Raw genomic sequence first — 23,714 nt, forward strand, 5'->3', positions numbered from 1 at the left:
GGGTACCGACAAAAACCGTGCCGATCGAAGGCGGCCGGAGGAAGTTACCGCTGCCGTACCTTGGCTGCGTCGTAGCGAGCGCGGGCTTCGGTCACCTCGGGAACCTTGCCCTCCACGAACTCGATGAGATCCCGCAGCTTCGCCGCGACCTCGATACCGCTGGGCGTCAGGCTGTACTCGACGCGCGGCGGGATGCTCGGCTGGGCCTCGCGATGCACGAAGCCGTCGCGCTCGAGTGCCTGCAACGTCTGCGCGAGCATCTTCTCGCTGACCCCGTCGACCTTGCGGCGCAACGCGTTGAACCGGAACGGCCCCTCGGCGAGCGCGGCCAGGGCGAGCGTGCCCCAGCGGCCGGTGATGTGCTCCAGGATGCCGCGCGACGAGCACGCGCGGGCGAAGACGTCCGCGACCAGCTGGTCGACTTCGGACACATCACTGCTCATATGTGTCACGGTACCTCCCGGACCACGCCGATCACTGTGACAACACTTACTCCTAGTTGGCACTTTCTCAAAGTTAGTACAAGCTGGCAGTCAGTATTCGAGACCAAGGAGAACCCCATGATCGTTGTCACCGGTGCCACCGGCCACCTCGGCCGCCTGGTTGTCGAAGGCCTCAAGCAGAAGCTGCCCGCCGAACAGGTCGTCGCCGCCGTCCGAACTCCGGAAAAGGCCTTCGACCTGGGAGTTGTCGTCCGCAAGGCCGACTACGACGAGCCAGAGACCCTGGTCACCGCGCTCGACGGTGCGGACAAGGTGCTGCTGATCTCGGGCAGCGAGGTGGGCAGCCGCGTGCCGCAGCACCGAGCCATCGTCGAGGCAGCACGGAAGGCCGGCGCCACGCACCTGGTCTACACGAGCGCCCCGAAGGCCGACACGACGCCGCTCATCCTCGCGCCCGAGCACAAGGCGACGGAAGAGATCATCCGCGAGTCCGGGCTGACCTTCACGTTCCTGCGCAACGGCTGGTACAACGAGAACTACGAGCAGACCGTGCAGCAGGCCGTACAGACCGGCAGCTTCATCGGCAGCGCCGGCGAGGGCAGGACGGCCAGCGCCGCGCGTGCCGACTACGCGGCCGCGGCCGTCGCCGTGCTGACCGGCGAGGGGCACGAGAACAAGGTCTACGAGCTCTCCGGCGACGTCGCGTGGACCCGCGCGGAACTGGGCGCGACGCTTTCCGACGTGTCCGGAAAGCCCGTCACCTACCGTGATCTGACCCCGGAGGAGCACCAGGCGGCGCTGGTCGAAGCCGGTCTGCCGGAGGCGACCGCGCAGTTCGTCGTCGCGCTGGACGGGAACACCAGGGACGGCCTGCTCGCCGAGACGAGCGGCGAGCTTCGTCAGCTGATCGGCCGCCCGACCACGCCGATCGCCGCCTACGTCGCGGACGTCGTCAAATCACTTTGACGCCGGTGGCCGGGCTCGTTCCGGGCCCGGCCATCTCACGCCCCGTACACCGGCTCCGGTGGCGGCGAGTCCGCCAGCAACCGGGACACCACGTTCCCCAGCTCCGATGGCTCCCACCTGGCACCCTTGTCCACGCTGACCCCGTGCCGCCAGCCCTGGGCCAGCGACACCCGGCCACCGTCGACCTCGAAGACCCGCCCGGTCACCTGCGCCGACTCGGCGCTGCCGAGCCACACGACCAGCGGTGAGACGTTCTCCGGCGCCATCGCGTCGAAGCCGGACTCCGGGGCGGCCATGTCGAAGGTCGGCTCGGTCATGCGGGTCCGAGCCGCCGGCGCGATCGCGTTCACCGTCACGCCGTAGCGCGCGAACTCCGCCGCCGCGACGACGGTGAGACCGGCTATCCCGGCCTTCGCCGCCGAGTAGTTGCCCTGCCCGACACTGCCGAGCAGGCCCGCGCCGGAACTCGTGTTGATCACGCGCGCCTCCGGTGCCCGTCCGGCCTTCGCCTCGGCACGCCAGTACGCCGCCGCATGCCGCATCGGCGCGAAATGCCCCTTCAGGTGCACGCGGATCACCGCGTCCCACTCGTCCTCGCCCAGGTTGACCAGCATCCGGTCCCGAAGGAAACCCGCGTTGTTGACCAGGACGTCGAGGCGCCCGAACCGTTCGAGTGCCGCGGCGACCAGCCGGGACGCACCCTGCCAGTCCGCCACGTCGTCGGTGTTCGCGACGGCTTTCCCGCCCAGCGCCTCGATCTCCTCGACGACCTCCTGCGCGGGTCCCCCGGAGGAGCCGCTTCCGTCGAGGGCGGCGCCGATGTCGTTGACGACGACCTGCGCCCCTTCCCTCGCGAAGGCGAGCGCGTGCGCCCGCCCGATGCCACGCCCGGCACCCGTGACGATGACTACGCGTCCTTCGACGATCACGTGTCCTCCCTGAGAAACGCCGGTACCTCGCCGCCGCCGTGCACCTTCAACGTCGCACCGCTGACGTAGGACGCCAGCGGTGAGGCGAGGAAGGCGACGCAGGCGCCGATCTCCTCCGGCTCGGCCAACCGTCCTAACGGGACGGTCGAGGCAGTGTTTTCCGTGTAGTGCAGGCTGGCGCGTTCCGTGCGCACCATGCCGACATCGAGAGCGTTGACCCGCACCTTCGGCGCCCACTCGACCGCGAGGCTCGCCGTCAGGTTGTCCAGGCCCGCCTTCGCGGCACCGTACGAGGCCGTTCCCGGCGAGGCCCTGGTCGCGGAGACGCTGCTGATGTTGATGACCACACCGCCTGAATCCTGTTGCTGCATCACGAAGTTCGCCTGCCGGGCGACGAACAGCGGGGCGAGCAGGTTCAGCTCGACGATCTTCGCGTGGAACCGCGGGGAGGCACCCGCCTCGGCATACGGGGCACCACCGGCGTTGTTCACCAGCACGTCGAGCCGGCCGATCGCCGCGATGAGCTGCTCCACCTGCTCCGGCTCCCGCACGTCGCACGGCACGAACTCCGCGCCCTCGACGAGGGTCGCGGGTTCCGTACGGCCACAGGCGAAAACCCGCGCCCCAGCGTGCATCAGCGTCCGGGTGATGCCCGCACCGACGCCACGCATGCCGCCGGTCACGAGCGCGACCGCACCGTCGAGCCGCAGGTCCAGCACGGGAACCTCCCGAAGCACTATGCGCTCCCGGAGCGCCCTGTTAACCTACCAAGCAAGTGCTAGGTTTGGAAGAAGGCGCCGATGCCCATCAGCACGCAGCACCCGGAGCCCGGTATCGCCGTGGTCACGGTGGATGCTCCCCCGGTCAACGCCCTCACCGTGCGGGGCTGGTTCGACCTCGCCGACGAGGTGACCGCCGCCGGCCGGGACCCCGCGACGCACGTGGTCGTCCTGCGCGCGGAAGGACGCGGGTTCAACGCCGGCGTCGACATCAAGGAGATCCAGCGCGACGGCGGTTTCGACGCGCTGATCGGGGCCAACCACGGTTGTGCGGCCGCGTTCTCCGCTGTCTACGACTGCGCCGTCCCCGTGATCGCAGCCGTGCAGGGGTTCTGCCTCGGCGGCGGCATCGGCCTGGTCGGCAACGCGGACGTCGTCGTCGCAGCGGACGACGCGACGTTCGGACTGCCCGAAGTGGACCGCGGCGCGCTCGGGGCCGCAACCCATCTCGCGCGGCTCGTGCCGCAGCACCTCATGCGCGCGCTCTTCTACACGGCCAGCACGATCGACGCACACCAGCTGCACCACCACGGATCGGTGTACGCGGTCGTCCCCCGCGAAGAGCTCGACGAGACCGCACTGACTCTCGCCCGGCAGATCGCCGCGAAGGACACGCGCGTCATCCGAGCGGCGAAGCAGGCGATCAACGGCATCGACGTGCAGCCCGTGCACCGCAGCTACCGCTTCGAGCAGGGCTTCACGTTCGAGCTCAACCTGGCAGGCGTGTCCGACGGGGCACGGCAGGCGTTTCTGGAGAAGGGAGCGTGATGGACAAGCGGATGACGGTCGACGAGGTCGTCTCGCAGTTGTGGGACGGGATGACGCTCGGCATCGGCGGCTGGGGCTCGCGGCGCAAGCCGATGGCGCTCGTCCGCGCGATCCTCCGCTCCCCGCTCAGGGAGCTGACCGTCGTCTCCTACGGCGGCCCCGATGTCGGCCTGCTCGCATCCGCGGGCAAGATCCGGCGGCTGGTGTTCGGTTTCGTCACACTCGACTCCATTCCTTTCGATCCATGGTTCAACCGGGTCCGCGAGGCGGGCGAGATCGAGGTGACCGAGTACGACGAGGGCGTCTTCGGCACCGGGCTTTCCGCTGCCGCGCAACGCCTTCCGTTCCTGCCGACCCGGGCGGGGCTCGGCTCGGACGTACTACGGCTCAATCCTCATCTGCGCACCGTCCGCTCCCCTTACGGGGACGAGGAGCTGCTGGCCGTGCCGGCACTGAAGCTCGACGCGTCGCTCGTGCACCTCAACCGAGCCGACGCGCGCGGCAACGCCCAGTACCTCGGCGTCGACCCCTACTTCGACGAACTGTTCGCCCTCGCCGCGGACCGGTGCTACGTGTCGGTGGAGAAGATCGTGGACGAGTTCGACGGTCCCGTGCAGACACTGCTGCTCAACCGTGCGAGCGTGCACGGCGTTGTCGAAACGCCTCACGGAGCGCACTTCACCACCGCCGCACCGGACTACGGGCGCGACGAACCGTTCCAGCGACACTACGTGACGTCCGCGAAGGACCCGGACCTGTGGCCGGGGTTCGTGGACAGGTTCCTCTCCGGCGACGAGGCGAGCTACCAGGCCGCGGTTGCGGAGTTCGCATGAGCGACATCACGCGGGCCGAGGTCGCGATCATCGCCTGTGCGGAACTCTTCCGGGGCGACGGTGAAATCCTTGTGAGCCCGATGGGCGCCATTCCCTCGCTGGGCGCGCGGCTGGCGCGGTTGACGTTCGAACCCGACCTGCTGCTCAGCGATGGCGAGGCCTGCCTGATCGCGGACGGCAGGACCGAGGGCTGGCTGCCGTTCCGGAAGGTGCTCGACACCGTTGTGCCGCACGGGAAACGGCATGTGGTGATGGGCGCGAACCAGATCGACCGGCACGGCAACCAGAACATCTCCGCCATCGGGGACCACGCGCGCCCGAAGAAGCAGCTGCTAGGAATGCGCGGCGGACCGGGCAACACAGTCAACCACCGCACGAGCTACTGGGTGCCCCGGCACAGCCGGCGCGTGTTCGTGGACGAGGTCGACATCGTCTCCGGTGTCGGTTTCGCGCGGGCGCGGCAGGCGGGGGTCGCGGGTTTCCACGACTTGCACCGGGTGGTGACGAACCTCGGCGTGCTCGACCTCCGGCCGGGCGGAATCCGGCTGTTGTCCGTGCACCCCGGCGTCTCGGTGGACGAGGTCGTGGCGAACACGACGTTCGAGCTCGACCTCGCCGATGTCACCGAAACGCGCCTGCCGACCTCCGAGGAACTGCATCTGATACGTGTCGTGCTCGACCCGAAATCGTTGCGGGACAAGGAGGTTTGATGCGGACCGCAATTACGTCCTTGACCGGCGTCACGCACCCTGTGGTACAAACAGCTATGGGCTGGGTGGCCGGACCCCGCCTCGTATCCGCTACCGCCGAAGCGGGCGGGTTGGGGATCCTCGCATCGGCCACCATGAAGTACGACGAACTCGAAGCCGCCATCAAGGAAACCCGGTCCCGCACCGGGAATCCGTTCGGGGTCAACCTGCGCGCCGACGCGGAGGACGCCGAGCGGCGGGTCGACCTGCTCATCCGTGAGGGTGTCAAGGTCGCCTCCTTCGCGCTCGCACCGCGCAAGGAGATGATCGCCCGGCTCAAGGACGCCGGGATCGTGGTCATCCCCTCGGTCGGCGCGGCGCGGCACGCCGAGAAGGTCGCCTCCTGGGGCGCCGACGCGGTGATCGTGCAGGGCGGCGAAGGCGGTGGGCACACCGGCGGCGTCGCGACGACGCTGCTGCTGCCGTCGGTGCTCGACGCGGTCGACATCCCGGTGGTGGCCGCGGGCGGGTTCTTCGACGGCCGCGGACTGGCCGCCGCGCTGGCCTATGGTGCGGCCGGTATCGCTATGGGCACGCGCTTCCTTCTGACGCGGGAGAGCACGGTGCCCGAAGTGGTGAAGCGGGCGTACCTGGTGCGTGGGCTCACCGACACGGTGGTCACGAGGAAGGTCGACGGGTTGCCGCACCGGGTCCTGCGCACGGAACTGGTCGACGGGCTGGAGCGGTCTGGCCGGGTGACGGGGCTGGTGCGCGCGGTCCGCAACGCGCAGCGGTTCCGGCGTATCACGGGCCTCTCGTGGCGCGGGATGCTGCGGGAGGGTGCGGCGATGCACCACGACCGGAACTGGTCGCAGGTGATCATGGCCGCGAACACGCCGATGCTGCTGCGTGCCGGGCTCGTCGAGGGCGACACGACCGCCGGGGTGCTGGCCTCGGGCCAGGTCGTGGGGCTGCTGGACGACCTGCCGGCGGTCGCGGACCTGATCGGGGGCCTCGTGGCCGATGCCGACGCGATCCTCGCTCGCCTGGGCACTCGGTAACCTCTCGGCCACGCTGTGCTTGACTTCGGGCCATGAACACCGAGGACGGCACCTGCGAGGTCGTGGACGCCGAACTGCACGTGCGGAGCCTCGGGGACGGGCCACCCTTGCTGATGATCTCGGGCGGCCTGGGTGCGGCCGGCAGCTACCAGGCGCTGGCCACCAAGCTGGCCGAGGAGTACACAGTCCTGCTGTACGACCGCCGTGGGCACTTCGAGAGCGCCGACATCACCGAAGGGCCGATTCCGGTCGAACGGCACGCCGAGGACGCGCGCGCGGTGATCCGGCACTTCGGGTTCGGCAAGGCCCTGGTGTTCGGCAGCAGCGCGGGCGCACAGATCGGGCTGGCGCTCGCCGCGCAGCACCCCGAGACCGTCGACGGGCTGGTCGCGCACGAACCCCCGGCGGTGCGACTGCTGCCGGACGCCGAAGAGTGGATGGAGTTCGCCGCCGAGCAGGTCGCACACGCCGAGTCCGGCGATGTGCTCACGGCGTTCAAGGGCTTCCTCGGGTCCATCGCGGGGGCCGGGCTCCCGACGGTCGGCACGATCCGGCTGCCGCAGGAGAACGAGTGGCGCCTTTTGTTCACCCGCGAGCTGACCCGGTTCTACGGCTACCTGCCCGATGTCGAATCGTTGCGGCGCTCGCAGGTGCCGATCGTGCTCGCCGCCGGGGAGGGCAGCCGGGGCTACTACCACTACCGGCCGGCCCGGGTGCTCGCGCTCGAACTGGGCCTGCCGTTCGTGGAGATGCCGGGTGCACACCTGGCACCGCAGCGCAACGCCGCCGACTTCGCCGTGGCGCTGTCGCAACTGCTGAGGGATCTGGTGCTCTGACGCCCCCGCTGAGCCGCCCGGACGTCGGGCCCGCCACGGGGGCGCGAGGCCACCGCCGGGCCGCCACCCAGTGCCGGCGCCGGGGCGCAGGGGCCACCACCGAAGTGCCGCCGGGTAACGGCCGGGCCGCCGGGGCGCTGAAGCCACCGCCGGGGCGCCGGGAAGGCTCGACGCCGGGGCCACCACCGCGCCGGCGCCTATTGACGGCCGGGGTGCCGGGGTGCCGGGGCGCTGAAGCCACCGCCGAGCCGCCGGGCGCCGAGGCCGCCCTGGTGCCGCCGCGGCACCCGGGGCCGCCGCTGAGCCCTCGGGGCCGCCGGGCTGCAGGGGCCACCACCGAACCGTCGGGGCGCCGAGGCCCCCGCCCGGTGCCGCCGCGGCGCTAAATCTCCCGAATCACCCGGCACGGGTTGCCCGCGGCGAACACGCGGGAGGGCAGATCCCTGGTCACCACGCTCCCGGCGCCGACCACCGTGTCGTCGCCGACCGTCACGCCAGGGCACACGATGACACCGCCGCCGAACCAGACGTTGTTGCCGATCGTGATCGGGGCGGCCGTCTCCCAGCGCTGACGCCGCAGCTCGTGGTCCTCCACCGGGTGCAGCGCTGTCAGCAGCTGCGCCCGCGGGCCGATCGACACGTCGTCGCCGATGCGGATAGGGGCGCAGTCCATCAGGATCGCGTCATAGTTCAGGAAGCTGTTGGAGCCGATTTCGATCAGGTAGCCGTAGTCACACTGGAAACGCGGCATGATCCACGAGCCTTCGCCGAGTCCACCGAGCAGTTTGCCCAGGAGGGGTTCACGCTGCTCAGCGGGGCAGGCGTTGAACTCGTCGCACAGCTCCTGCGCGCGCCTGCGCTCCGCCACCAGGTCGGGGTCACTGTCGCGGTACAGCTCGCCCCGCAGCATCCGGTCCTTCTGCTCGCCCACCGGCCCAAACTAGCGCATCCACATCGCGGAAACCGCTGTACGCTGGAATGAGGCGACCGGCGCCTTCCTCCCCAGTTTCGCGCCGGTCGCGGCTCCGGCGCACACTCCCCCTCGGGCGCCGGGGCATCCGACCCCCGGGCCGCGTCTTCCTCCCCCAGTTCGACGCCGCCCGGGGGTCCCTTTCAGTCCACTGTGGACGGAATGACCCGCACGCCGTCCCGCCACACCTGCTGGATACCGCCGGGCAGCGCCGCGAGGTCGAAGGCGTCCCCGGAGACCAGCACCAGGTCCGCGCGATAGCCAGGCGCGAGCCTCCCCAGTTCGTCGCCGTGACCCAGCAGCTCCGCCGACGACGAGGTCGTCGCCGCGAGGACCTGGGCCGGGCTCAGCCCACAGGCCTGCATCAACGGCAGCTCCTCGAGGTTCTCGCCGTGCGGACCGACGCCCGAGTCGGTGCCCATCGCGATGCGCACCCCCGCCTCGACCGCCCGCCGCACCGACTCGGCGTGCACCTCGGCGACCTCCTCGGCCTTGCGCACCATTTCCGCCGGCAGCGACGCGCCCGCCTTCACCGCCCGGATGACCGCCAGCGGCGCGACCAGGGTCGGCACCAGCCAGGTGCGGTGCTCGAGCATCAGCTCGATGGCCTCGTCGTCGAGGAAGATGCCGTGTTCGATCGAGCGGATGCCCGCACGCACCGCGTTCTTGATCCCCTCGGCACCCTGCGCGTGCGCCATCACGTGCCGGCCCTGCATCCTCGCCTCGGCGACCAGCACCTGCAGTTCCTCCGGGGTGAACTGGGAGTGCCGCGGATCGTCGCCCGGGGAGAGCACGCCGCCGGTGGTACAGACCTTCAGCACCTGCGCGCCCGCGCGCAACAACGTCCGGGCGACCCGCCGCATGTCGTCAGGGCCGTCCGCGATGGCATCCGGACGGCCGGGGTGGGGGATCCACGGGCCCGCGCACTGGCCCGAGGGCATCCAGTCGTCGCCGTGCCCGCCGGTCTGGCTGATGACGTTGACCGAGATCTGCATGCGCGGCCCGGGAATCAGCCCGTCGGCGACCGCCCGCTGGATGCCGAGGTCCGCGCCGCCGGCGTCCCGCACCGTCGTGATGCCCTGCTCCAGCGTCCGCCGCAGGTTACGGGCCGCCTCGTAGAACTGGTACGAGAACGGCAGCTGCAGCTGGCGGAGCAGGTCGACCCCGGACATGACCACGTGCACATGACAGTCGAAGAAGCCCGGCAGCACGGTCAGGCCGGTGCAGTCGACGGAGACATCGCCGTCGAGCCCGGTCCCGACGTCGACGATCCGCCCGTCCTCCACCACCACGTCACCGGCGGCACGATCGCTTCCGGTGCCGTCGAAAACCTGTCCCCCGGTGAAGAGAACCCTGCTCATACCCGCACCGCCTCCGCTTCGCGATCCGATGTGGTGGCGCGTTCGATGAGCGCCCCGACCAGCAGGACGACGACGTTCGCCGCCAGCCCGATCAGTCCGACGTTGACGTGCCCGACGAGATCCGTGTCGACGAAGGTCAGCCAGATGACCACGATCTCGCCGACGATGAGGCCCGCGAGCACGGGTCCCTTGCCGATCGGGACGCGGCGGGTGAACCCGAGCACGTTCGCCGGGGCGAGCTGCACCGAACCGCTGTAGGTGAGCAGCAACAGGTTCGCGAGGAGGTCTGGCCGGAAGATGCCCAGCAGCAACGAGAGACCGCACGCCAGCACCACCGTGCCGTGGTTGACCCAGAACTGCGTGCGAGGCCTGCGGACCCGCACGATGTTGCGTGCGACGAGCGACGAGATGCCGATCAGGATGCCCGCCGCGGGCACCATCGCCGTCGCGATCGCCGCGACCACCACCAGTCCCGTCGCCCAGCCGGGCAGCACGTCCTTGCTCAGGTTCAGCAGCACGCCGTTGGAGTCCGAGCCCTTGGGCAGCACCAGGATCGCGGCGAAACCGATGATCATCGGCAGCAGCAGGCACAGCTCGTAGATCGGCATCCAGGTGTAGTTGCGGCGCAGCACCTTCGGGTCGCGCGCGGACATCAGCGCCGGCCACGTGTGCGGCAGGCACATCAGCCCGACCCCGATCGCGCTGACCAGCATGCTCGTGATGAACCACGTGTGGTCGTTGCTGCCCGCGTGCACGGTCAGCACCTGCGGGTGCAGCTGGTCGATCCGGTGGAACACCCCGGAGATGCCGCCCGCGAAGTGCGTCGGCACCGCGACGAGCAGCACCACCAGCACGATCAGCATGATGACGTCCTTGAAGTACGAGGTCGCCGCCACGCCACGCAGCCCCGCCCACAGCACGAACGCCACCACCAGCGCGCAGCCGACGACCATCGACAGGGTCGAGGACGCCGCGTTACCGGTGACGAGCTTGACGATCAGCCCGAGGCCGGTGATCTGCAGCTGCAGGTACGGCAGCACGAACAGCACGCCGAGGACCGCCGAGAGCGTGCCGAGGAAGCGGCTGCCGAACCGGTCGGCGAGGAAGTCGCCCTGGGTGAGGTAACCGCGCTCCTTTCCCAGCGACCACAACCGCTTCGCCAGGAAGAACAGCACCATGTACCCGATCGGCACATAGGGCAGCGAGTACATCGCGGCTACCCCGCCGCTGAACGCCAGGCCCGCCATGCCGAGAAAGGTGAAGGTGGTGAACACCTCACCGGCCTGCAGGAACCACATGGTGACCGCGCCGAACTTGCGGCCGCCGACCACCCACTCCGACAGGTCGGCGGCCGGAGTGCGGCGGCCGAGGAACCCGAGCACGCCGATCAGCACGATGCCGGCGAAGGTGAAGACCAGGGTGACGGTCATTCGTCGTCACCCCGCTTGGCCATCATCCGCTCGGTGATCAGCAGGGCGGGCGTGCACAGCACGCACCACACGCCGCCCCAGACCATCATCTTCGGCAGCCCGAACCACAGGCCGGTGGTGTTGACGAACGGCAGGAACGGCATGATCGCCAGCGCCAGAGCGGGGATCAGGGGCACGAGATAGTACGACTTCACCGGATGCCTCCGCGTGCTTTTCAGGGAGTGAGCCGCCGCGCCGCGAGCTCGGCCAGCAGGGTGGCGGCGTCGGCGACCACGTTGTCGTCGAACGCCGCCCGGGGAGAGTGGTTGTAGGCGGCGGTGTCCGGGTCTTCGGCGAAGGTGGCGCCGAGGAAGACGAACGCGCCGGGAACGCGGTCGAGCACCCGGGAGAAGTCCTCCGAGCCGGTCATCGGGTTGACCAGCGGCTGGAAGCGCTCCTCGCCGAAGACCTCGCGCACCGTCTCGGCGGCGAACTCGTGGCCCGACTGGTGGTTGACGGTGACGGGATATTCCTGCTGGTAGCTGACCTCCGCCTCGAGTCCGTGCGAAGCGGCGATCTCCTGGCACAGCTGGACCGCGAACTTCGCGACCTTCTCCCGGGCTTCGGGGGAGAAGCTGCGGACCGTCGCCTCGAAGGTCGCGTCGTCGGGGATGATGTTGCGGCGGGTGCCGGCGTGGAAGACGCCGACGGTGACCACGACCGGGTCGAACACGTCGAACCGCCGCGTGACCATGGTCTGCAGCGCGGTGACCATCTCGCAGGCGACGGGCACCGGGTCGAGCGCCTGGAACGGGCGCGAGCCGTGCCCGCCGGCGCCGACGACCCGCACGAACAGCCCGTCGGAGGCGGCCATCAGCGGTCCCGGCCGGGACGTGAACATGCCGTTGGGGATGACCGAGGACGTGACGTGGATGCCGAACGCGGCGTCGGCGGGCCGGCCGGCGGCTTCGAGCACCCCTTCGGAGATCATGTGCCCCGCACCGTCCCAGCCCTCTTCCCCGGGCTGGAACATGAACACGACGTCCCCGGCGAGCCGGTCGCGATGCTGTGAGAGCAGGCGCGCGGCGCCGACGAGCCCGGCCGTGTGCAGGTCGTGGCCGCAGGCGTGCATCAGGCCGTCGTGGCGCGAGGTGTAGTCCGCGCCGGTCTGCTCGGTGACCGGCAGCGCGTCCATGTCGCCGCGCAGCAGCACGACCTCGCCGTCACCGCCCTGGCCACGCAGGACCGCCGTGACCGAGGTCAGGTCCTTGCCCGTGGAGATCTCCAGCGGCAGCCCGTCCAGCGCTTCGAGGACCTTCTCCTGGGTGCGCGGCAGCTGCAGGCCGACCTCGGGAATCTGGTGCAGCTCGCGGCGCAGCCGCACCAGGTCCTCGTTCAACGTCGCGGCGTCGTTCCGCAGGTCCATCGGTCTCCTCTCGTACGCTTGCGCTCCGATGTTGCGGTAACCGGGCACAGCCGCGTGGCGGATGCGAAGATTCCGTCATCGACGGACGGCTGAGACGAGGAATCGATCATGGTGACCGAGACCGACCTCAGTTTGGTGAATGCTTTGCAGGTCGACCCGCGCGCGCCGTGGTCGTTCGTCGGCGAGACCCTCGGCATCGGTGCGGTCACCGCGGCCCGCCGCTGGGACCACCTGCTCGGCGAGGGCAAGGCGTGGCTGTCCGCCTATCCGGCGGGCGGGGTCGCGTCGCGGCTGGCGATCGCGTTCGTGCAGATCGACTGCGCCCCCGGCCAACCGCTCCAGGTCGGCGCGGCGCTGGCCGCCGACCCGCACATCCCGACGGTGGAGTACGTCGCCGGTCCCTGCGACCTGCTGGTCCACGTCGTCGCGCCCGATCTGCGCGCCGTGACGGACTACATGGTGCACCGGCTCACGACACTGCCGGGCGTCGTGCGCACACGGACTCTCGTGTCGGCGCGGATGTTCAGCGAAGGCAGCCGCTGGCAGGTGCGCGCGATCTCGCCGGGGCAACGCGACGCGCTCGCGGCACGGGCGAAACAGCCACCGGCTCCGCCCCGCTTCGACGATCTGGACCGGCAGCTGCTGCTCCTGCTCGGCGAGGACGGCCGGATGTCGTTCTCGGTGCTCGCATCCCGGCTCGGCACCAGCGCGAGCACCGTGCGGCGGCGGGTGGAGGGCGCGCTCGCGAGCGGCGCCGTCCGGCTGCGCTGCGAGCTGGCGCGTTCGCTGTCCCCCGCACCGGTCACCACGATGTTGTGGCTGCGCGTGCCGCCGGACCGCCTGGAGTCCACGGCCCGTTCCCTCGCGACGGTGCCGGAGGTCCGGATGTGCGCGGCGATCGGCGGCTCCGCGAACCTGCTGGTCGTCGGCTGGGTCCGGGCGCCGGCGGACTCGGTCGCGCTGGAGAGCTCGCTGGTCACGAAGCTGCCGTGGGTGGACATCGTCGACCGGGCGGTCACCTTGCGCACGGTCAAGCTGATGGGCGCGGTCCTCGACGAGTCCGGCTACGCCCGTTCCCGCGTACCGCTCGACTTCTGGTCGCCGATCCTGCCCAGGCTCACAGACGCTCGATGATGGTGACGTTCGCGGTGCCGCCGCCTTCGCACATCGTCTGCAAGCCGTAGCGCCCGCCGCGACGTTCGAGCTCGTGCAGCAGAGTGGCCAGCAGCTTGGTTCCGGTCGCGCCGATCGGATGACCGAGGGCGATCCCGCCGCCGTTGACGTTCACGCGCTCGGGGTCCGCGCCCGTCTCGTCGAGCCAGGCGAGGACGACGCTGGCGAACGCCTCGTTGACCTCGAAGAGGTCGATGTCGTCGATCGACAACCCCGTCCTGCGCAAGGCATGCGCCGTCGCGGGGATCGGCCCGGTGAGCATCCAGACCGGATCCGCGGCCCGGACGGACAGGTGGTGCACGCGGGCCCGGGGCGTCAGGTCGTGCTCGCGCACGAAGGCCTCCGAAGCGACGAGAGCCGCGCTGGCGCCGTCCGAGATCTGGCTCGCGACGGCTGCGGTGAGCCGTGAACCCTCGCTCAACGGCTTCAGGCTCGCCATCCGTTCGAGGCTGGTGTCCCGCCGCGGCCCCTCGTCGTGGCGGAACCCGTCCACCGGCACGATCTCGGCATCGAACCGGCCCTCGTCCCGTGCCGCGATCGCCCGCTGGTGGCTGCGGTAGGCGTACTCCTCCATCGCCTGGCGGCTGATCCCCCAGTGCTCGGCGATCATCTCGGCACTGCGGAACTGCGAGACCTCGACGCTGCCGTAGCGCTCCTGCCAGCCCTTCGAACCCGAGAACGGGTCGTCGAACCCGAACTCGCGCCCGGCGAGCATCGCGGCGCTGATCGGAATCTGGCTCATGTTCTGCACACCGCCCGCGAGCACCAGGTCCGCCGTGCCCGACAGCACGGCCTGCGCGGCGAAGTGCACCGCCTGCTGGCTCGACCCGCACTGCCTGTCCACGGTCACGCCCGGCACGTGGTCGGGGAGGCCGGCGGCGAGCCAGGCGGTGCGGGCGATGTTGCCCGCCTGCGAGCCGAGGGTGTCGGTGCAGCCGAAGATCACGTCGTCGACCAGGGCCGGGTCGACGCCGGTTCGCTCGACGACGGCGTTGATCACGTGCGCGCCGAGGTCGGCGGAGTGCACGGCGCTGAGCCCGCCCCCGCGCCTGCCGACCGGGGTGCGCAGTGCGTCGAGCAGATATGCCTCAGCCATCGGGTCTCCTTTTCGCCGGGCGACGCCGGGTCGCGATCCCGTCGAGCACGATCGCCAGGTACTCCTGGGCGACCTCGTCGGCCGACAGCGGGCCCTTCGGGTCGTACCAGTGCACCGCCACCCACACGGTGTCGCGGATGAACCGGTAGGTCAGCTCGACGTTCAGTTCGGGGCGGAACGCGCCCTCGCGGACGCCTTCGGCCAGCAGCTCGGTCCACAGCTTGCGGAACTCGGTGTTGCGCCGCTCGATGTAGGAGAACCGGGGCAGCTTCGCAAGCTGCTTGGCCTCGTTCTGGTAGATCGCGACCTCGTCCGGGTGCGCGTCGATCGCCTCGAAGGAGGCGACCACGACGGCTTCGAGCGTCTTGCGCGGCCCGAGCCCGGTCCGCACGATCTCCGCGTAGGTGCCGAACAGCTCGTCGAGGAACCCGCCGAGGATCTCGTCGGCCATCGACTCCTTCGAGTCGAAGTGGTGGTACAGGCTGCCGGACAGGATGCCCGCGGCGTCGGCGATGTCGCGCACTGTCGTCGAGCGGTACCCGTGCTCGGCGAACAGGCGCGCGGCCAGGGTCAGCAGTTCGTCACGACGGCTTTGTTCAGGCATGCTGGCTGCTCACTGAGATCACCTCACCGGTCAGGTAGGACGCGTGGTCGCTGGCGAGGAATACCATCACATTCGCCACCTCCCACGGCTGCGCCGCCCTCCCGGAAACCTCGCGTGCGGTCAGGTCGGCCAGCAGCTCCTCGGTGGTGACCTTCGCCAGGAACGGATGCATCGCGAGGCTCGGCGCGACGGCGTTCACCCGGATCCCGTGTGGCGCCACGTCCACGGCGGCGCAGCGGGTCAGGGCCATGACCCCGGCCTTCGCCGCCGCGTAGTGGGCCTGCTCGGCCTGTGCCCGCCAGCCGACCACGGAGGCGTTGTTCACGATCGCACCCCCGTCTCCCTGCGCGATGAACGCCCGTGCGGCGGCGCGGGTGGCGCGGAAGGTGCCGTTGAGGGTCACGTCGAGCACCCGGAACCACTCGTCGTCGGCCATGTCCACAATAGACTTGCTGCCACCGAGTCCGGCGTTGTTGATGAGCACGTCGATACGGCCGAACCGGGCGATGGTGCCGTCGATCAGCGCCTGCACCTGGTCTTCGCTGGTCACGTCGCAGGGGATCGCGTGGACGTCGCCCAGCTCTTCGGCCTTCTCGCGCAGCCGCCGTTCGTGCCAGTCGCTCAGCACGACCTGCGCGCCTTCCTCGAGACTGCGCTTGGCGACGGCAGAGCCGATACCCGTGCCGGCCGCGGCCGTCACGACGACGACCTTGTCTCGCAACAGGTTCGCGCCCTCGGGGTATTTGGGGACGGGGATCACTGGCGGGCCTCCCGGGGCAACCCGAGCACGCGCTCGGCGATGATGTTCCGCTGAATCTCGTTCGAACCGCCGTAGATGGTGTCGGCGCGGCTGAACAGGTACAGTCGTTGCCAGGCGTCCTCCTCGACCATGGACGCCGGTCCGCGCACCATCATCGCCAGTTCGCCGAGGCTGCGATGCCAGTCCGCCCAGACCAGTTTGGACACTTCCGCGACCCCGGGCACCTGCGAGCCGAGGGTCCGCACAGCGTGAGCGCGCATGACCTCCAGGCCCATCCACGCCCGCGCCAGCCGCTCGGCGATCACCGGATCCTCAGCGGCACCGTTGTGCCGCGCGAGTTCGGTGAGTGCGGTGAGCTCGCGGCGGAAGCCGACCTGCTGGCCGAGGGTGGCCACACCGCGTTCGAACGCGAGCGTGCCCAAAGCGACGCGCCAGCCGTCGCCGGGCGTGCCCACGACGAGGTCCTTGGCGGTGCGGGCGCCGTCGAAGAAGACCTCGTTGAACTCGCTGGTGCCGGTGAGCTGGCGGATCGGGCGTACCTCGATGCCGGGCTGGCGCATGGGCACGAGTAGGTAGGACAGGCCGTGGTGGCGTTTGGACCCCGGCTCCGTTCGGGCCAGGACGAAGCACCAGTCGGCGACGTGGGCCAGGGAGGTCCAGATCTTCTGGCCGCGCAGGACCCACTCGTCCCCGTCGAGGGTGGCGGTGGTCGCGACGGCGGCCAGGTCGGATCCCGCCCCGGGCTCGGAGTAGCCCTGGCACCACAGCTCCTCGACCTTGACGATCTTCGGCAGGAAACGGCGCTGCTGTTCGGGGGTGCCGAAGGCGATCAGCGTGGGTCCGAGGAGCTCCTGCCCGAGGTGACTGACGCGGGCGGGGGCCTGCGCGCGGGCGTACTCCTCGTGGAAGACGACCTGGTCGTCGAGGCTCGCGCCGGCACCGCCGTGTTCTGCCGGCCAGCCGAGACAGTTCCATCCGGCTTCGGCGAGATGTCGCTCCCAGGCGAGGCGCTCTTCGAAGGCTTCGTGCTCCCGGCCGGGGCCGCCCTGCCCGCGCACATGCGCGAACGGCCCGTCGAGGTTCTCCTCGAGCCACGCCCGCAGGCGTTCCCGGAACTCGGGCATCACACCTCCTCGGCTTCGTCTCGCTGGACGCACTCACTGCGCCTCAACCTCTCGCCGCATTGCGAGTCGCGCATGTGGCTTTGAGGACACCCCCTAGGGCACCCGTGCGCTTCTCACCATCGCGCACATCCAGACGGCAGGATCGACTCCGCCGTCTCACCTCTCCGTCGCATTTCGGATGGAGCGAGGACATTTCGCGTGGAGCCGGGGCCACCGTGGCCAGTGTGTCCACACCACTGCACGGGTGCCGCCGCGTCGGCTCCACCCCGCACCTCGAATGGCGTAGGACGTTCCACTCGGTCCCGCCATCGTCGTCCGGCGCATTCAGCGCCATCCAGCCGGGCTCGGCAACCCCAACTCTCCAGCGCCGCGCTCGCATCACTGAAGCGATATCGCGGCGGCGCTTCCCGACACTGTCCCTCACCGCGCATCAAGGGGCGTCGGTGCGCGCCGCCCCTTCGCGCCTTTTCCTGCACGTGCCACCTCCCCCTGTCGCACCTCAACCGTTGCCTCTGTTCAAAACGTAGCCTCGTGCGTAGGCTACCCTACCAAGCACTTGCTAGGGAGAGGCGAATGGAAACCATCCCGGCCGCGGTCGTCCGGGCAGCGGAACGGTTCGGCGATCGCGAAGCGGTGGCCGACGGCCGGGTGCGCTGGACCTGGATGCAGCTGCACGAGCGAGTGCGTCGCTGCGCGGGACTCCTGCTCACCCAAGGAATCCGTCCGGGCGACCGGGTCGCCGTCTGCTCGCCCAACACTCATCACTGGATCGTCGCGGCGCTCGGCGCGTTGCACATCGGCGCGGTGCTCGTGCCGATCAACACTCGTTTCACCGGCCCGGAAATGCGGGACATCCTCGACAGAACAGAGGCGCGAGCACTGTTCGTGGCCACCTCATTCCTGGGCGTGGACCGGTTGTCGCTGCTGCGGGAGACAGGCGCACGACTCCCGGCAACCGTGCTGCCCATTGATCTGGACGAGCCGGCTGCATGGGACGGTGACCCAACAGGCGTAGACGACCTCGCGGCCGCGGTCCGACCCGGCGACATCAGCGATATCTTGTTCACCTCGGGCACAACCGGGCGCAGCAAGGGCGCGATGAGTGCGCACCACCAGGCGCTCTCGGTGGCGGCGGCATGGGCGGAGTGCGGCGAGGTCGGACCCAACGACCGCTACCTGGTCATCAACCCGTTCTTCCACAGCTTCGGTTACAAGGCAGGCATTCTCGTCGCCGTGCTGACAGGCGCAACCCTGCTCCCGGAAGTGACCTTCGACGTCGATCGCGCGCTGCGAGTGATCGCGGACGAACGTGTCACTGTCCTGCCGGGCGCGCCGACGATCTATCAGATGTTGCTGGACGCCCCTTCCCGCCCCGGTCACGATTTGTCGAGCCTGCGGCTGGCCGTGACCGGGGCGGCGACAGTGCCGGTCGCACTGGTCGAACGGATGCAGTCCGAGCTGTCCTTCGAAACGGTACTGACAGCGTATGGGTTGACCGAAGCCGTGGTGGCGACGATGTGCCGGGTGGGGGACGATCCGAAGACCGTTGCCCACACCTCCGGCCGCGCGGCGGCCGGTTGCGAGGTTCGCATCGACCCGTCGTCGAGCGAAATCCTGCTGCGTGGGCCGAACGTGATGCTGGGCTACCTCGACGACCCGGCGTCCACCGCTGCGGCAGTGGACAGCGAAGGCTGGCTGCACACCGGCGATGTGGGGGCGTTGGACGAGCGCGGGTATCTCACGATCACCGATCGCATCAAGGACATGTACATCTGCGGGGGCTTCAACGTGTACCCCGCCGAGGTGGAACAGACGCTCGCGCGGCTGCCTGGCGTTACCGAGTCGGCTGTGGTCGGTGTCCCCGACCCTCGGCTCGGCGAGGTGGGCAAGGCGTACATCGTGCAGCGCGCGCGGCTGTCCGCCGAGGACGTGCTTGCGCACTGCAAACGGAATCTGGCCAACTACAAGGTCCCGCGGCAGGTGGAGTTCTGCACGGAACTGCCGCGGAACGCGTCCGGCAAGGTGCTGAAACGAGTACTGAGGGAGAAGGCATGAGTGACGTCGTCCGTTACGAGCGGCGCGGACCGGTCGCGGTCGTGACGATGAACCGGCCCGAGTACCGGAACGCCCAGAACTCGGCGATGACGTACGCGCTGGACGAGGCCTTCACCCGCGCGGTGGACGACAGCGCGGTCAAGGTGATCGTCCTGGCCGGCGAAGGCAAGCACTTCTCGGCCGGGCATGACATCGGAACACCGGGGCGTGACGTCGACGTGTCGTTCGAGCGCAAGGCCGTGCTGTGGTGGGACCACGTCGACAAGTCCGGTGGAGATCAACGGTTCGCCCGCGAGTCGGAGGTCTACCTGGGGATGTGCCGGCGCTGGCGGGAGATGCCGAAGCCGATGATCGCGAGTGTCCAGGGCGCCTGCATCGCGGGCGCGTTGATGCTGGCCTGGGTGTGTGACGTGATAGTCGCCTCTGAGGACGCCTTCTTCGCCGACCCCGTGGTGCGCATGGGCATTCCCGGCGTCGAGTACTTCGCGCATCCCTGGGTGCTGGGTCCTCGCGCCGCGAAGGAAGTCCTGTTCACCGGAGAGCGCTTTTCTGCGGCCCAGGCCAAGGAGTGGGGGATGCTGAACCGGATCGTCCCGCGCGCCGAGCTGGAAGGCGCCACGATCGCCATGGCGGAGAAGATCGCCAAGATGCCGTCCTTCGGGTTGGCGCTGGCGAAGAAGGCGGTGAACCAGGCGGAGGACCTGATGGGCATGCGCTCCGGCATGGACTCCGTGTTCGGCCTGCACCACCTCGCTCACGCCCACAACGCCGAAGTCGGCGGCGACTCCCTGGCAGGCCAGGATGCCCGGTCGATGCGCGCCGCGAACACGTCGTCATGACGTCCCCGAACCGGGGGCGACTCGCGTCCGTATCGGGCAAGCCCGGCTTGAGCGGCCCGCTGGCCATACGTCCGCCACAGGTCGTGCGCGCCGGGCCGCCGAGCTTGCCACAGCTCGGTATCGCCGTGCCGGCCGTCTTCCGAGCTTCCCCGCGACGTCGTCGCTTGGCGACTGTCACCGTTCACTCACCACGCCACGTTGCCGAGGTGTCGTGACCATGGATCTGGATCTCGACGAGCACACCCTCGCCTTCCGCGACGAAGCCCGCGCGTGGCTCGCGGACCACGTGCCACGCACGCCGCTGGCCTCGTTCGACACGGCCGAGGGTTTCGAGCAACACCGCGCATGGGAGGCCCAACTCGCCGACGCCCGGTGGTCGGCGGTGTCGTGGCCGGCCGAGTTCGGCGGTCGCGACGCAAGTCTCCTGGAGTGGGTGATCCTCGAGGAGGAGTACTACGCGTCGGGCGCGCCGGGCCGAGTGAGTCAGAACGGCATCTTCATGCTCGCGCCGACACTGTTCGCGCACGGCACACCGGAACAACGCGCACGCATCCTGCCCCCGATGGCCCGCGGCGAGGAAATCTGGGCACAAGCGTGGTCCGAGCCCGAAGCGGGCAGCGACATCGCGTCACTCCGCAGCACCGCAGTGAAGACCGACGGCGGCTGGTTGCTCTCCGGCCAGAAGACGTGGAGTTCCCGCGCCGCCTTCGCCGACCGCGCATTCGGACTCTTTCGTAGTGATCCGGAGAGCAAAAGGCACAAGGGCCTGACCTACTTCATGTTCGACTTGTCCGCCTCTGGCGTGCAGGTACGCCCGATCCGGCAGCTCGACGGCGAACCAGGCTTCGCCGAGATATTCCTGGACGAAGTCTTCGTCCCCGACACGGACGTGATCGGCGAACCAGGCGCGGGGTGGCGAGTGGCGATGACCACCGCCAACAACGAGCGAGGGCTTTCCCTTCGCAGCCCAGGTCGTTTCCTCGCAGCAGCCGATCGACTGGTCGCACTGTGGCATGCTCACGGCTACCCCGAGCAGGTCGCCGACCGAGTTGCCGATGCGTGGATCGGCGCAAGGGCGTACCAGCTATACACCTTCGGCACCGTCACCAAGCTCGCAGAAGGCGGCGAGCTGGGTCCGGAGTCGAGCGTGAACAAGCTGTTCTGGTCGCACCTGGATGTGGAGCTGCACGAGACCGCGCTGGACCTACTCGGCCCGGAGGCAGAGCTGCGCCGGCCGCCGGGCAGTGACCGCATCGGCGAGCAGCATCCTGGCCGTTGGCTCAATGGCTGGCTGTTCTCCCTCGCCGGCCCGATCTACGGCGGCACGGATCAGATTCAGCGAAACACCATCGCCGAACGGCTGCTGGGCCTACCGCGAGGTGACCGATGAAGTTCCTCCCTTCCCGCGAACAGACCGACTTCGCCGAGAGCGTCGACCACCTCTTAGCCGCCATTGATCTACCCGCTGTCATCCACGCGTGGAGTGCCGGCGAACACGGCCCAGGACTGAAGGTCTGGCGGCGTCTCGCCGAACTCGGCGTCACGGCACTGTCCGTCCCCGAACGGTATGACGGCCTCGGCGCCACCGCAGTCGACCTCGTGATCACCTTCGAACGCCTCGGCTACCACGCGGTACCAGGCCCGTGGGTCGAAACCGTGGCAGTCTTGCCGGCACTGCTCGACGACGAAGTCCTGTACGGCGTCTCCACCGGCGAAACAGTCGCCTCGATCGCCGCCCCTCCCGAGGTGCCGTACGCGCTCGACGCCGACATAGCCGACCTCCGGGTGTTCGTTCGGGGACACGACCTGCACGTGTTCACCCCAGGGAACGCCCTGTCCTCCGTCGACGAGTCACGCCGCCTTTTCGAAGCCGAGCCCGGCGACCAGATCGGTACCACCGAAGATGTCTCCTATGCCTTCGACCTCGGCGCACTCGCGACCGCGGCGCAACTGCTCGGCGCGGGCCAGTGGCTCCTCGACACCAGCGTGTCCTACGCCTTGCAGCGTCACCAGTACGGCCGCCCAATCGGTCAGTACCAGTCGATCAAACACCTCCTTGCCGACGTTGCAACAAAACTCGAGCTGGCCAGGCCCCTTGTCCATGGAGCCGCGGTCGCAGAGCGCTCGGCGACCCGGTCCCGTGACGTCTCCGCGGCCAAGGTCGCCGCGGCCGACGCGGCCTACCTCGCCGCTCGCACCGGCCTGCAGGTACACGGTGCGATCGGATATACGGCGGAGCACCCACTCGGATTGCGGCTGACGAAGGTCAGGGCACTCCTGGGCGCGTGGGGCACCCCCGCTTTCCACCGCGCGCGACTCCTGCGAGAGCTGGCATGACGTTCACCGACGAGCAGGAGGCTCTGCGCGAGACTGTCCGTGCAGTGACCGAGCGGCACGCCGCCCCGTGGAAGGTGCTGTGCGACCAGGTGGGTGTCGCCGGCCTTGCGGTGCCGGAAGCACATGGCGGCCTCGGCGCGGGCCTTCGTGAGTTGCAGGTGGTGGCCGAGGAACTGGGCAGGGCGCTCGTCTCCGCCCCGTTCCTCGGCTCAGTCGTGCTCGCCACCCAAGCGCTCCTCGAGAGCGGAGACCACGCGGCTGCAGCCCGGCTGCTGCCGAGACTCGCCGAAGGCTCGGTCGCAGCACTCGCGTGGACTCCGAAGAACGGCGCCTGGGACCCGGACGAGGTCGCGTTCTGTGCCAACGGACCCACATTGGACGGCCATGCGCACTACGTCCTCAATGGAGCCGGCGCCGACGTACTCCTCGCAGTCGCCGAGACCGATCAGGGAATCGGCCTGTTCGAACTCGATCCACAACACGCTCGCATCGTCCCCTCGACCGGGATGGACGAGACTCGCGACCTTGCGGAGTTCGAGTTGGTCCAGACGCCTGCCACGAGGATCGGCACCGGCGACTTCCGCGCCGGACTCCGCCGAGTGCGGGATGTGGCCTGTGCTGTTCTCGCCGCCGAGCAAGCAGGCGCAGCCGCTCGAGCGTTGGACATCACAGTTGCCTACAGCAAGCAGCGAGAACAGTTCGGGCGTCCCATCGGCGGGTTCCAGGCCTTGAAGCACCGGATGGCCGACCTCCACGTGCTGGTTGAAACAGCACGGTCCGCGGCCTACGCCGTCAGCGAACCAAACGTGGACGTCTCACGCCTGGCCGCCGTCGCGAAGACCTACTGTTCCGAGGCCTTCTCAACCGTTGCCGCGGAGATGATCCAGCTCCACGGCGGGATCGCCATCACCTGGGAACACGAGGCCCACCGGTACTTCAAGCGCGCGCACGGCACCACCCACCTCTTCGGTCAACCACACCACCACCTTTCCCGGATCACGCCGACGGTCATGTAGACAAATCTCCTTCCATGCTCACCGTCCACAGCAACTCGCACGCCGAGCTCCTGCCGCGAACGAATACGTCGCGCCGGCCAACGGCCAGCACATGGGACAGCGGACACGGCCCGATGTCGGTGCGACGGGCACACACGCGGCCCCGCACTCAGCGAGCCCGAAGACACGTCCCTGCGCGCGCAACCGGGATGTGTTGCAGGGCTTCACCTTGTGCACGAGGTGCCGCGAGAAGACACCGGG

At 69.4% G+C, this 23,714-nt stretch carries 24 protein-coding genes; 12 read left to right on the top strand and 12 right to left on the bottom strand.

The window, feature by feature from the left end; genetic code table 11:
• Positions 1-44: 44 nt before the first annotated feature.
• Positions 45-443 carry a winged helix-turn-helix transcriptional regulator gene (locus LWP59_RS29065; RefSeq protein WP_144637696.1) on the bottom strand — a complete coding sequence of 133 codons (399 nt, stop codon included), beginning with the start codon at positions 441-443 and terminating at the stop codon, positions 45-47.
• 117 nt (positions 444-560) lie between these two features.
• Here LWP59_RS29065 and LWP59_RS29070 point away from each other — a divergent pair, with 117 nt between their 5' ends.
• A complete protein-coding gene (locus LWP59_RS29070; RefSeq protein ID WP_144637694.1) occupies positions 561-1,409 on the top strand; it encodes an SDR family oxidoreductase in 849 nt (282 codons plus the stop codon).
• Positions 1,410-1,444: 35 nt separating this feature from the next.
• Here the strand turns inward: LWP59_RS29070 and LWP59_RS29075 are convergent, their stop codons facing one another.
• Positions 1,445-2,335, bottom strand: coding sequence for an SDR family oxidoreductase (locus LWP59_RS29075; protein WP_222425522.1), 891 nt, complete (start codon positions 2,333-2,335; stop codon positions 1,445-1,447).
• Entirely contained in the window at positions 2,335-3,075 is a 741-nt protein-coding gene (locus LWP59_RS29080; protein WP_267903760.1) for an SDR family oxidoreductase, read from the bottom strand. The genes LWP59_RS29075 and LWP59_RS29080 overlap by 1 nt, the downstream gene beginning before the upstream one ends.
• Positions 3,076-3,138: 63 nt before the next feature.
• Between LWP59_RS29080 and LWP59_RS29085 the strand changes: the two genes are divergently transcribed.
• Genes LWP59_RS29085 through LWP59_RS29105 form a run of 5 tightly spaced genes read left to right on the top strand, consistent with a single transcriptional unit; the run spans position 3,139 to position 7,304 of the window.
• Positions 3,139-3,885: an enoyl-CoA hydratase family protein gene (locus LWP59_RS29085; protein WP_144637690.1), complete on the top strand. Its 747-nt coding sequence runs from the start codon at positions 3,139-3,141 to the stop codon at positions 3,883-3,885.
• Entirely contained in the window at positions 3,882-4,718 is an 837-nt protein-coding gene (locus tag LWP59_RS29090) for a CoA transferase subunit A (protein ID WP_144637688.1), read from the top strand. Before LWP59_RS29085 ends, LWP59_RS29090 begins: the two co-directional genes overlap by 4 nt.
• A complete protein-coding gene (locus LWP59_RS29095) occupies positions 4,715-5,428 on the top strand; it encodes a CoA-transferase subunit beta (RefSeq protein ID WP_144637686.1) in 714 nt (237 codons plus the stop codon). The genes LWP59_RS29090 and LWP59_RS29095 overlap by 4 nt, the downstream gene beginning before the upstream one ends.
• The gene (locus LWP59_RS29100) at positions 5,428-6,468 is read left to right on the top strand and encodes an NAD(P)H-dependent flavin oxidoreductase (protein WP_144637684.1); all 1,041 of its coding nucleotides are present in this window, start codon (positions 5,428-5,430) and stop codon (positions 6,466-6,468) included. Before LWP59_RS29095 ends, LWP59_RS29100 begins: the two co-directional genes overlap by 1 nt.
• Positions 6,469-6,500: 32 nt before the next feature.
• On the top strand, positions 6,501-7,304 hold the full coding sequence (locus LWP59_RS29105; protein ID WP_144637682.1) for an alpha/beta fold hydrolase: 804 nt from the start codon (positions 6,501-6,503) through the stop codon (positions 7,302-7,304).
• A gap of 382 nt (positions 7,305-7,686) precedes the next feature.
• Here LWP59_RS29105 and LWP59_RS29110 read toward each other — a convergent pair whose 3' ends face one another.
• The 5 genes from LWP59_RS29110 to LWP59_RS29130 all read right to left on the bottom strand — a co-directional run bounded on the left by LWP59_RS29110 (position 7,687) and on the right by LWP59_RS29130 (position 12,470).
• Positions 7,687-8,235: a sugar O-acetyltransferase gene (locus tag LWP59_RS29110; protein WP_144637680.1), complete on the bottom strand. Its 549-nt coding sequence runs from the start codon at positions 8,233-8,235 to the stop codon at positions 7,687-7,689.
• A gap of 182 nt (positions 8,236-8,417) precedes the next feature.
• Positions 8,418-9,635: a metal-dependent hydrolase family protein gene (locus LWP59_RS29115; RefSeq protein WP_144637678.1), complete on the bottom strand. Its 1,218-nt coding sequence runs from the start codon at positions 9,633-9,635 to the stop codon at positions 8,418-8,420.
• Positions 9,632-11,065: a sodium:solute symporter family protein gene (locus tag LWP59_RS29120; protein WP_144637676.1), complete on the bottom strand. Its 1,434-nt coding sequence runs from the start codon at positions 11,063-11,065 to the stop codon at positions 9,632-9,634. The genes LWP59_RS29115 and LWP59_RS29120 overlap by 4 nt, the downstream gene beginning before the upstream one ends.
• Positions 11,062-11,259: a hypothetical protein gene (locus tag LWP59_RS29125; RefSeq protein WP_144637674.1), complete on the bottom strand. Its 198-nt coding sequence runs from the start codon at positions 11,257-11,259 to the stop codon at positions 11,062-11,064. Before LWP59_RS29125 ends, LWP59_RS29120 begins: the two co-directional genes overlap by 4 nt.
• 20 nt (positions 11,260-11,279) lie before the next feature.
• Positions 11,280-12,470, bottom strand: coding sequence for a M20 metallopeptidase family protein (locus tag LWP59_RS29130; RefSeq protein ID WP_144637672.1), 1,191 nt, complete (start codon positions 12,468-12,470; stop codon positions 11,280-11,282).
• Positions 12,471-12,578: 108 nt separating this feature from the next.
• Between LWP59_RS29130 and LWP59_RS29135 the strand changes: the two genes are divergently transcribed.
• Positions 12,579-13,604 carry an Lrp/AsnC family transcriptional regulator gene (locus LWP59_RS29135; RefSeq protein WP_144637670.1) on the top strand — a complete coding sequence of 342 codons (1,026 nt, stop codon included), beginning with the start codon at positions 12,579-12,581 and terminating at the stop codon, positions 13,602-13,604.
• On the opposite strand, the gene LWP59_RS29140 is transcribed toward LWP59_RS29135, so the two are convergent.
• The 4 genes from LWP59_RS29140 to LWP59_RS29155 are packed head-to-tail and all read right to left on the bottom strand — an operon-like array spanning position 13,588 to position 17,227.
• Positions 13,588-14,739 (bottom strand): acetyl-CoA C-acetyltransferase, encoded by a 1,152-nt coding sequence (locus tag LWP59_RS29140; RefSeq protein ID WP_144637668.1) that lies wholly within the window; start codon positions 14,737-14,739, stop codon positions 13,588-13,590. The two genes, LWP59_RS29135 and LWP59_RS29140, sit on opposite strands and share 17 nt — an antisense overlap.
• Positions 14,732-15,343, bottom strand: a complete 612-nt coding sequence (locus LWP59_RS29145) for a TetR/AcrR family transcriptional regulator (RefSeq protein WP_144637666.1) — start codon at positions 15,341-15,343, stop codon at positions 14,732-14,734. Before LWP59_RS29145 ends, LWP59_RS29140 begins: the two co-directional genes overlap by 8 nt.
• Positions 15,336-16,103 (bottom strand): SDR family oxidoreductase, encoded by a 768-nt coding sequence (locus tag LWP59_RS29150; RefSeq protein WP_144637664.1) that lies wholly within the window; start codon positions 16,101-16,103, stop codon positions 15,336-15,338. Before LWP59_RS29150 ends, LWP59_RS29145 begins: the two co-directional genes overlap by 8 nt.
• A complete protein-coding gene (locus LWP59_RS29155) occupies positions 16,100-17,227 on the bottom strand; it encodes an acyl-CoA dehydrogenase family protein (protein WP_144637662.1) in 1,128 nt (375 codons plus the stop codon). The genes LWP59_RS29150 and LWP59_RS29155 overlap by 4 nt, the downstream gene beginning before the upstream one ends.
• A 573-nt stretch (positions 17,228-17,800) precedes the next feature.
• Between LWP59_RS29155 and LWP59_RS29160 the strand changes: the two genes are divergently transcribed.
• The 5 genes from LWP59_RS29160 to LWP59_RS29180 all read left to right on the top strand — a co-directional run bounded on the left by LWP59_RS29160 (position 17,801) and on the right by LWP59_RS29180 (position 23,474).
• A complete protein-coding gene (locus LWP59_RS29160; RefSeq protein WP_144637660.1) occupies positions 17,801-19,282 on the top strand; it encodes a FadD3 family acyl-CoA ligase in 1,482 nt (493 codons plus the stop codon).
• On the top strand, positions 19,279-20,121 hold the full coding sequence (locus LWP59_RS29165) for an enoyl-CoA hydratase (protein ID WP_144637658.1): 843 nt from the start codon (positions 19,279-19,281) through the stop codon (positions 20,119-20,121). The genes LWP59_RS29160 and LWP59_RS29165 overlap by 4 nt, the downstream gene beginning before the upstream one ends.
• A 217-nt stretch (positions 20,122-20,338) precedes the next feature.
• Positions 20,339-21,511, top strand: coding sequence for an acyl-CoA dehydrogenase family protein (locus LWP59_RS29170; RefSeq protein WP_144637657.1), 1,173 nt, complete (start codon positions 20,339-20,341; stop codon positions 21,509-21,511).
• On the top strand, positions 21,508-22,458 hold the full coding sequence (locus tag LWP59_RS29175; protein ID WP_144637655.1) for an acyl-CoA dehydrogenase family protein: 951 nt from the start codon (positions 21,508-21,510) through the stop codon (positions 22,456-22,458). The genes LWP59_RS29170 and LWP59_RS29175 overlap by 4 nt, the downstream gene beginning before the upstream one ends.
• Complete coding sequence (locus LWP59_RS29180; RefSeq protein WP_144637653.1) at positions 22,455-23,474, top strand: acyl-CoA dehydrogenase family protein; 1,020 nt, start codon at positions 22,455-22,457, stop codon at positions 23,472-23,474. Before LWP59_RS29175 ends, LWP59_RS29180 begins: the two co-directional genes overlap by 4 nt.
• The last annotated feature ends 240 nt before the right edge of the window (positions 23,475-23,714 follow it).

The sequence above is a fragment of the Amycolatopsis acidiphila genome (assembly GCF_021391495.1).
GTDB classification, from domain to species: Bacteria; Actinomycetota; Actinomycetes; order Mycobacteriales; family Pseudonocardiaceae; genus Amycolatopsis_E; species Amycolatopsis_E acidiphila.

Coding starts and splice junctions, on each gene's coding strand:
- LWP59_RS29065 (WP_144637696.1), bottom strand. CDS start 443: ATGAGCAGTGATGTGTCCGAAGTCGACCAGCTGGTCGCGGACGTCTTC.
- LWP59_RS29070 (WP_144637694.1), top strand. CDS start 561: ATGATCGTTGTCACCGGTGCCACCGGCCACCTCGGCCGCCTGGTTGTC.
- LWP59_RS29085 (WP_144637690.1), top strand. CDS start 3,139: ATGCCCATCAGCACGCAGCACCCGGAGCCCGGTATCGCCGTGGTCACG.
- LWP59_RS29095 (WP_144637686.1), top strand. CDS start 4,715: ATGAGCGACATCACGCGGGCCGAGGTCGCGATCATCGCCTGTGCGGAA.
- LWP59_RS29100 (WP_144637684.1), top strand. CDS start 5,428: ATGCGGACCGCAATTACGTCCTTGACCGGCGTCACGCACCCTGTGGTA.
- LWP59_RS29105 (WP_144637682.1), top strand. CDS start 6,501: ATGAACACCGAGGACGGCACCTGCGAGGTCGTGGACGCCGAACTGCAC.
- LWP59_RS29115 (WP_144637678.1), bottom strand. CDS start 9,635: ATGAGCAGGGTTCTCTTCACCGGGGGACAGGTTTTCGACGGCACCGGA.
- LWP59_RS29120 (WP_144637676.1), bottom strand. CDS start 11,065: ATGACCGTCACCCTGGTCTTCACCTTCGCCGGCATCGTGCTGATCGGC.
- LWP59_RS29130 (WP_144637672.1), bottom strand. CDS start 12,470: ATGGACCTGCGGAACGACGCCGCGACGTTGAACGAGGACCTGGTGCGG.
- LWP59_RS29135 (WP_144637670.1), top strand. CDS start 12,579: ATGGTGACCGAGACCGACCTCAGTTTGGTGAATGCTTTGCAGGTCGAC.
- LWP59_RS29140 (WP_144637668.1), bottom strand. CDS start 14,739: ATGGCTGAGGCATATCTGCTCGACGCACTGCGCACCCCGGTCGGCAGG.
- LWP59_RS29145 (WP_144637666.1), bottom strand. CDS start 15,343: ATGCCTGAACAAAGCCGTCGTGACGAACTGCTGACCCTGGCCGCGCGC.
- LWP59_RS29155 (WP_144637662.1), bottom strand. CDS start 17,227: ATGCCCGAGTTCCGGGAACGCCTGCGGGCGTGGCTCGAGGAGAACCTC.
- LWP59_RS29160 (WP_144637660.1), top strand. CDS start 17,801: ATGGAAACCATCCCGGCCGCGGTCGTCCGGGCAGCGGAACGGTTCGGC.
- LWP59_RS29165 (WP_144637658.1), top strand. CDS start 19,279: ATGAGTGACGTCGTCCGTTACGAGCGGCGCGGACCGGTCGCGGTCGTG.
- LWP59_RS29170 (WP_144637657.1), top strand. CDS start 20,339: ATGGATCTGGATCTCGACGAGCACACCCTCGCCTTCCGCGACGAAGCC.
- LWP59_RS29175 (WP_144637655.1), top strand. CDS start 21,508: ATGAAGTTCCTCCCTTCCCGCGAACAGACCGACTTCGCCGAGAGCGTC.
- LWP59_RS29180 (WP_144637653.1), top strand. CDS start 22,455: ATGACGTTCACCGACGAGCAGGAGGCTCTGCGCGAGACTGTCCGTGCA.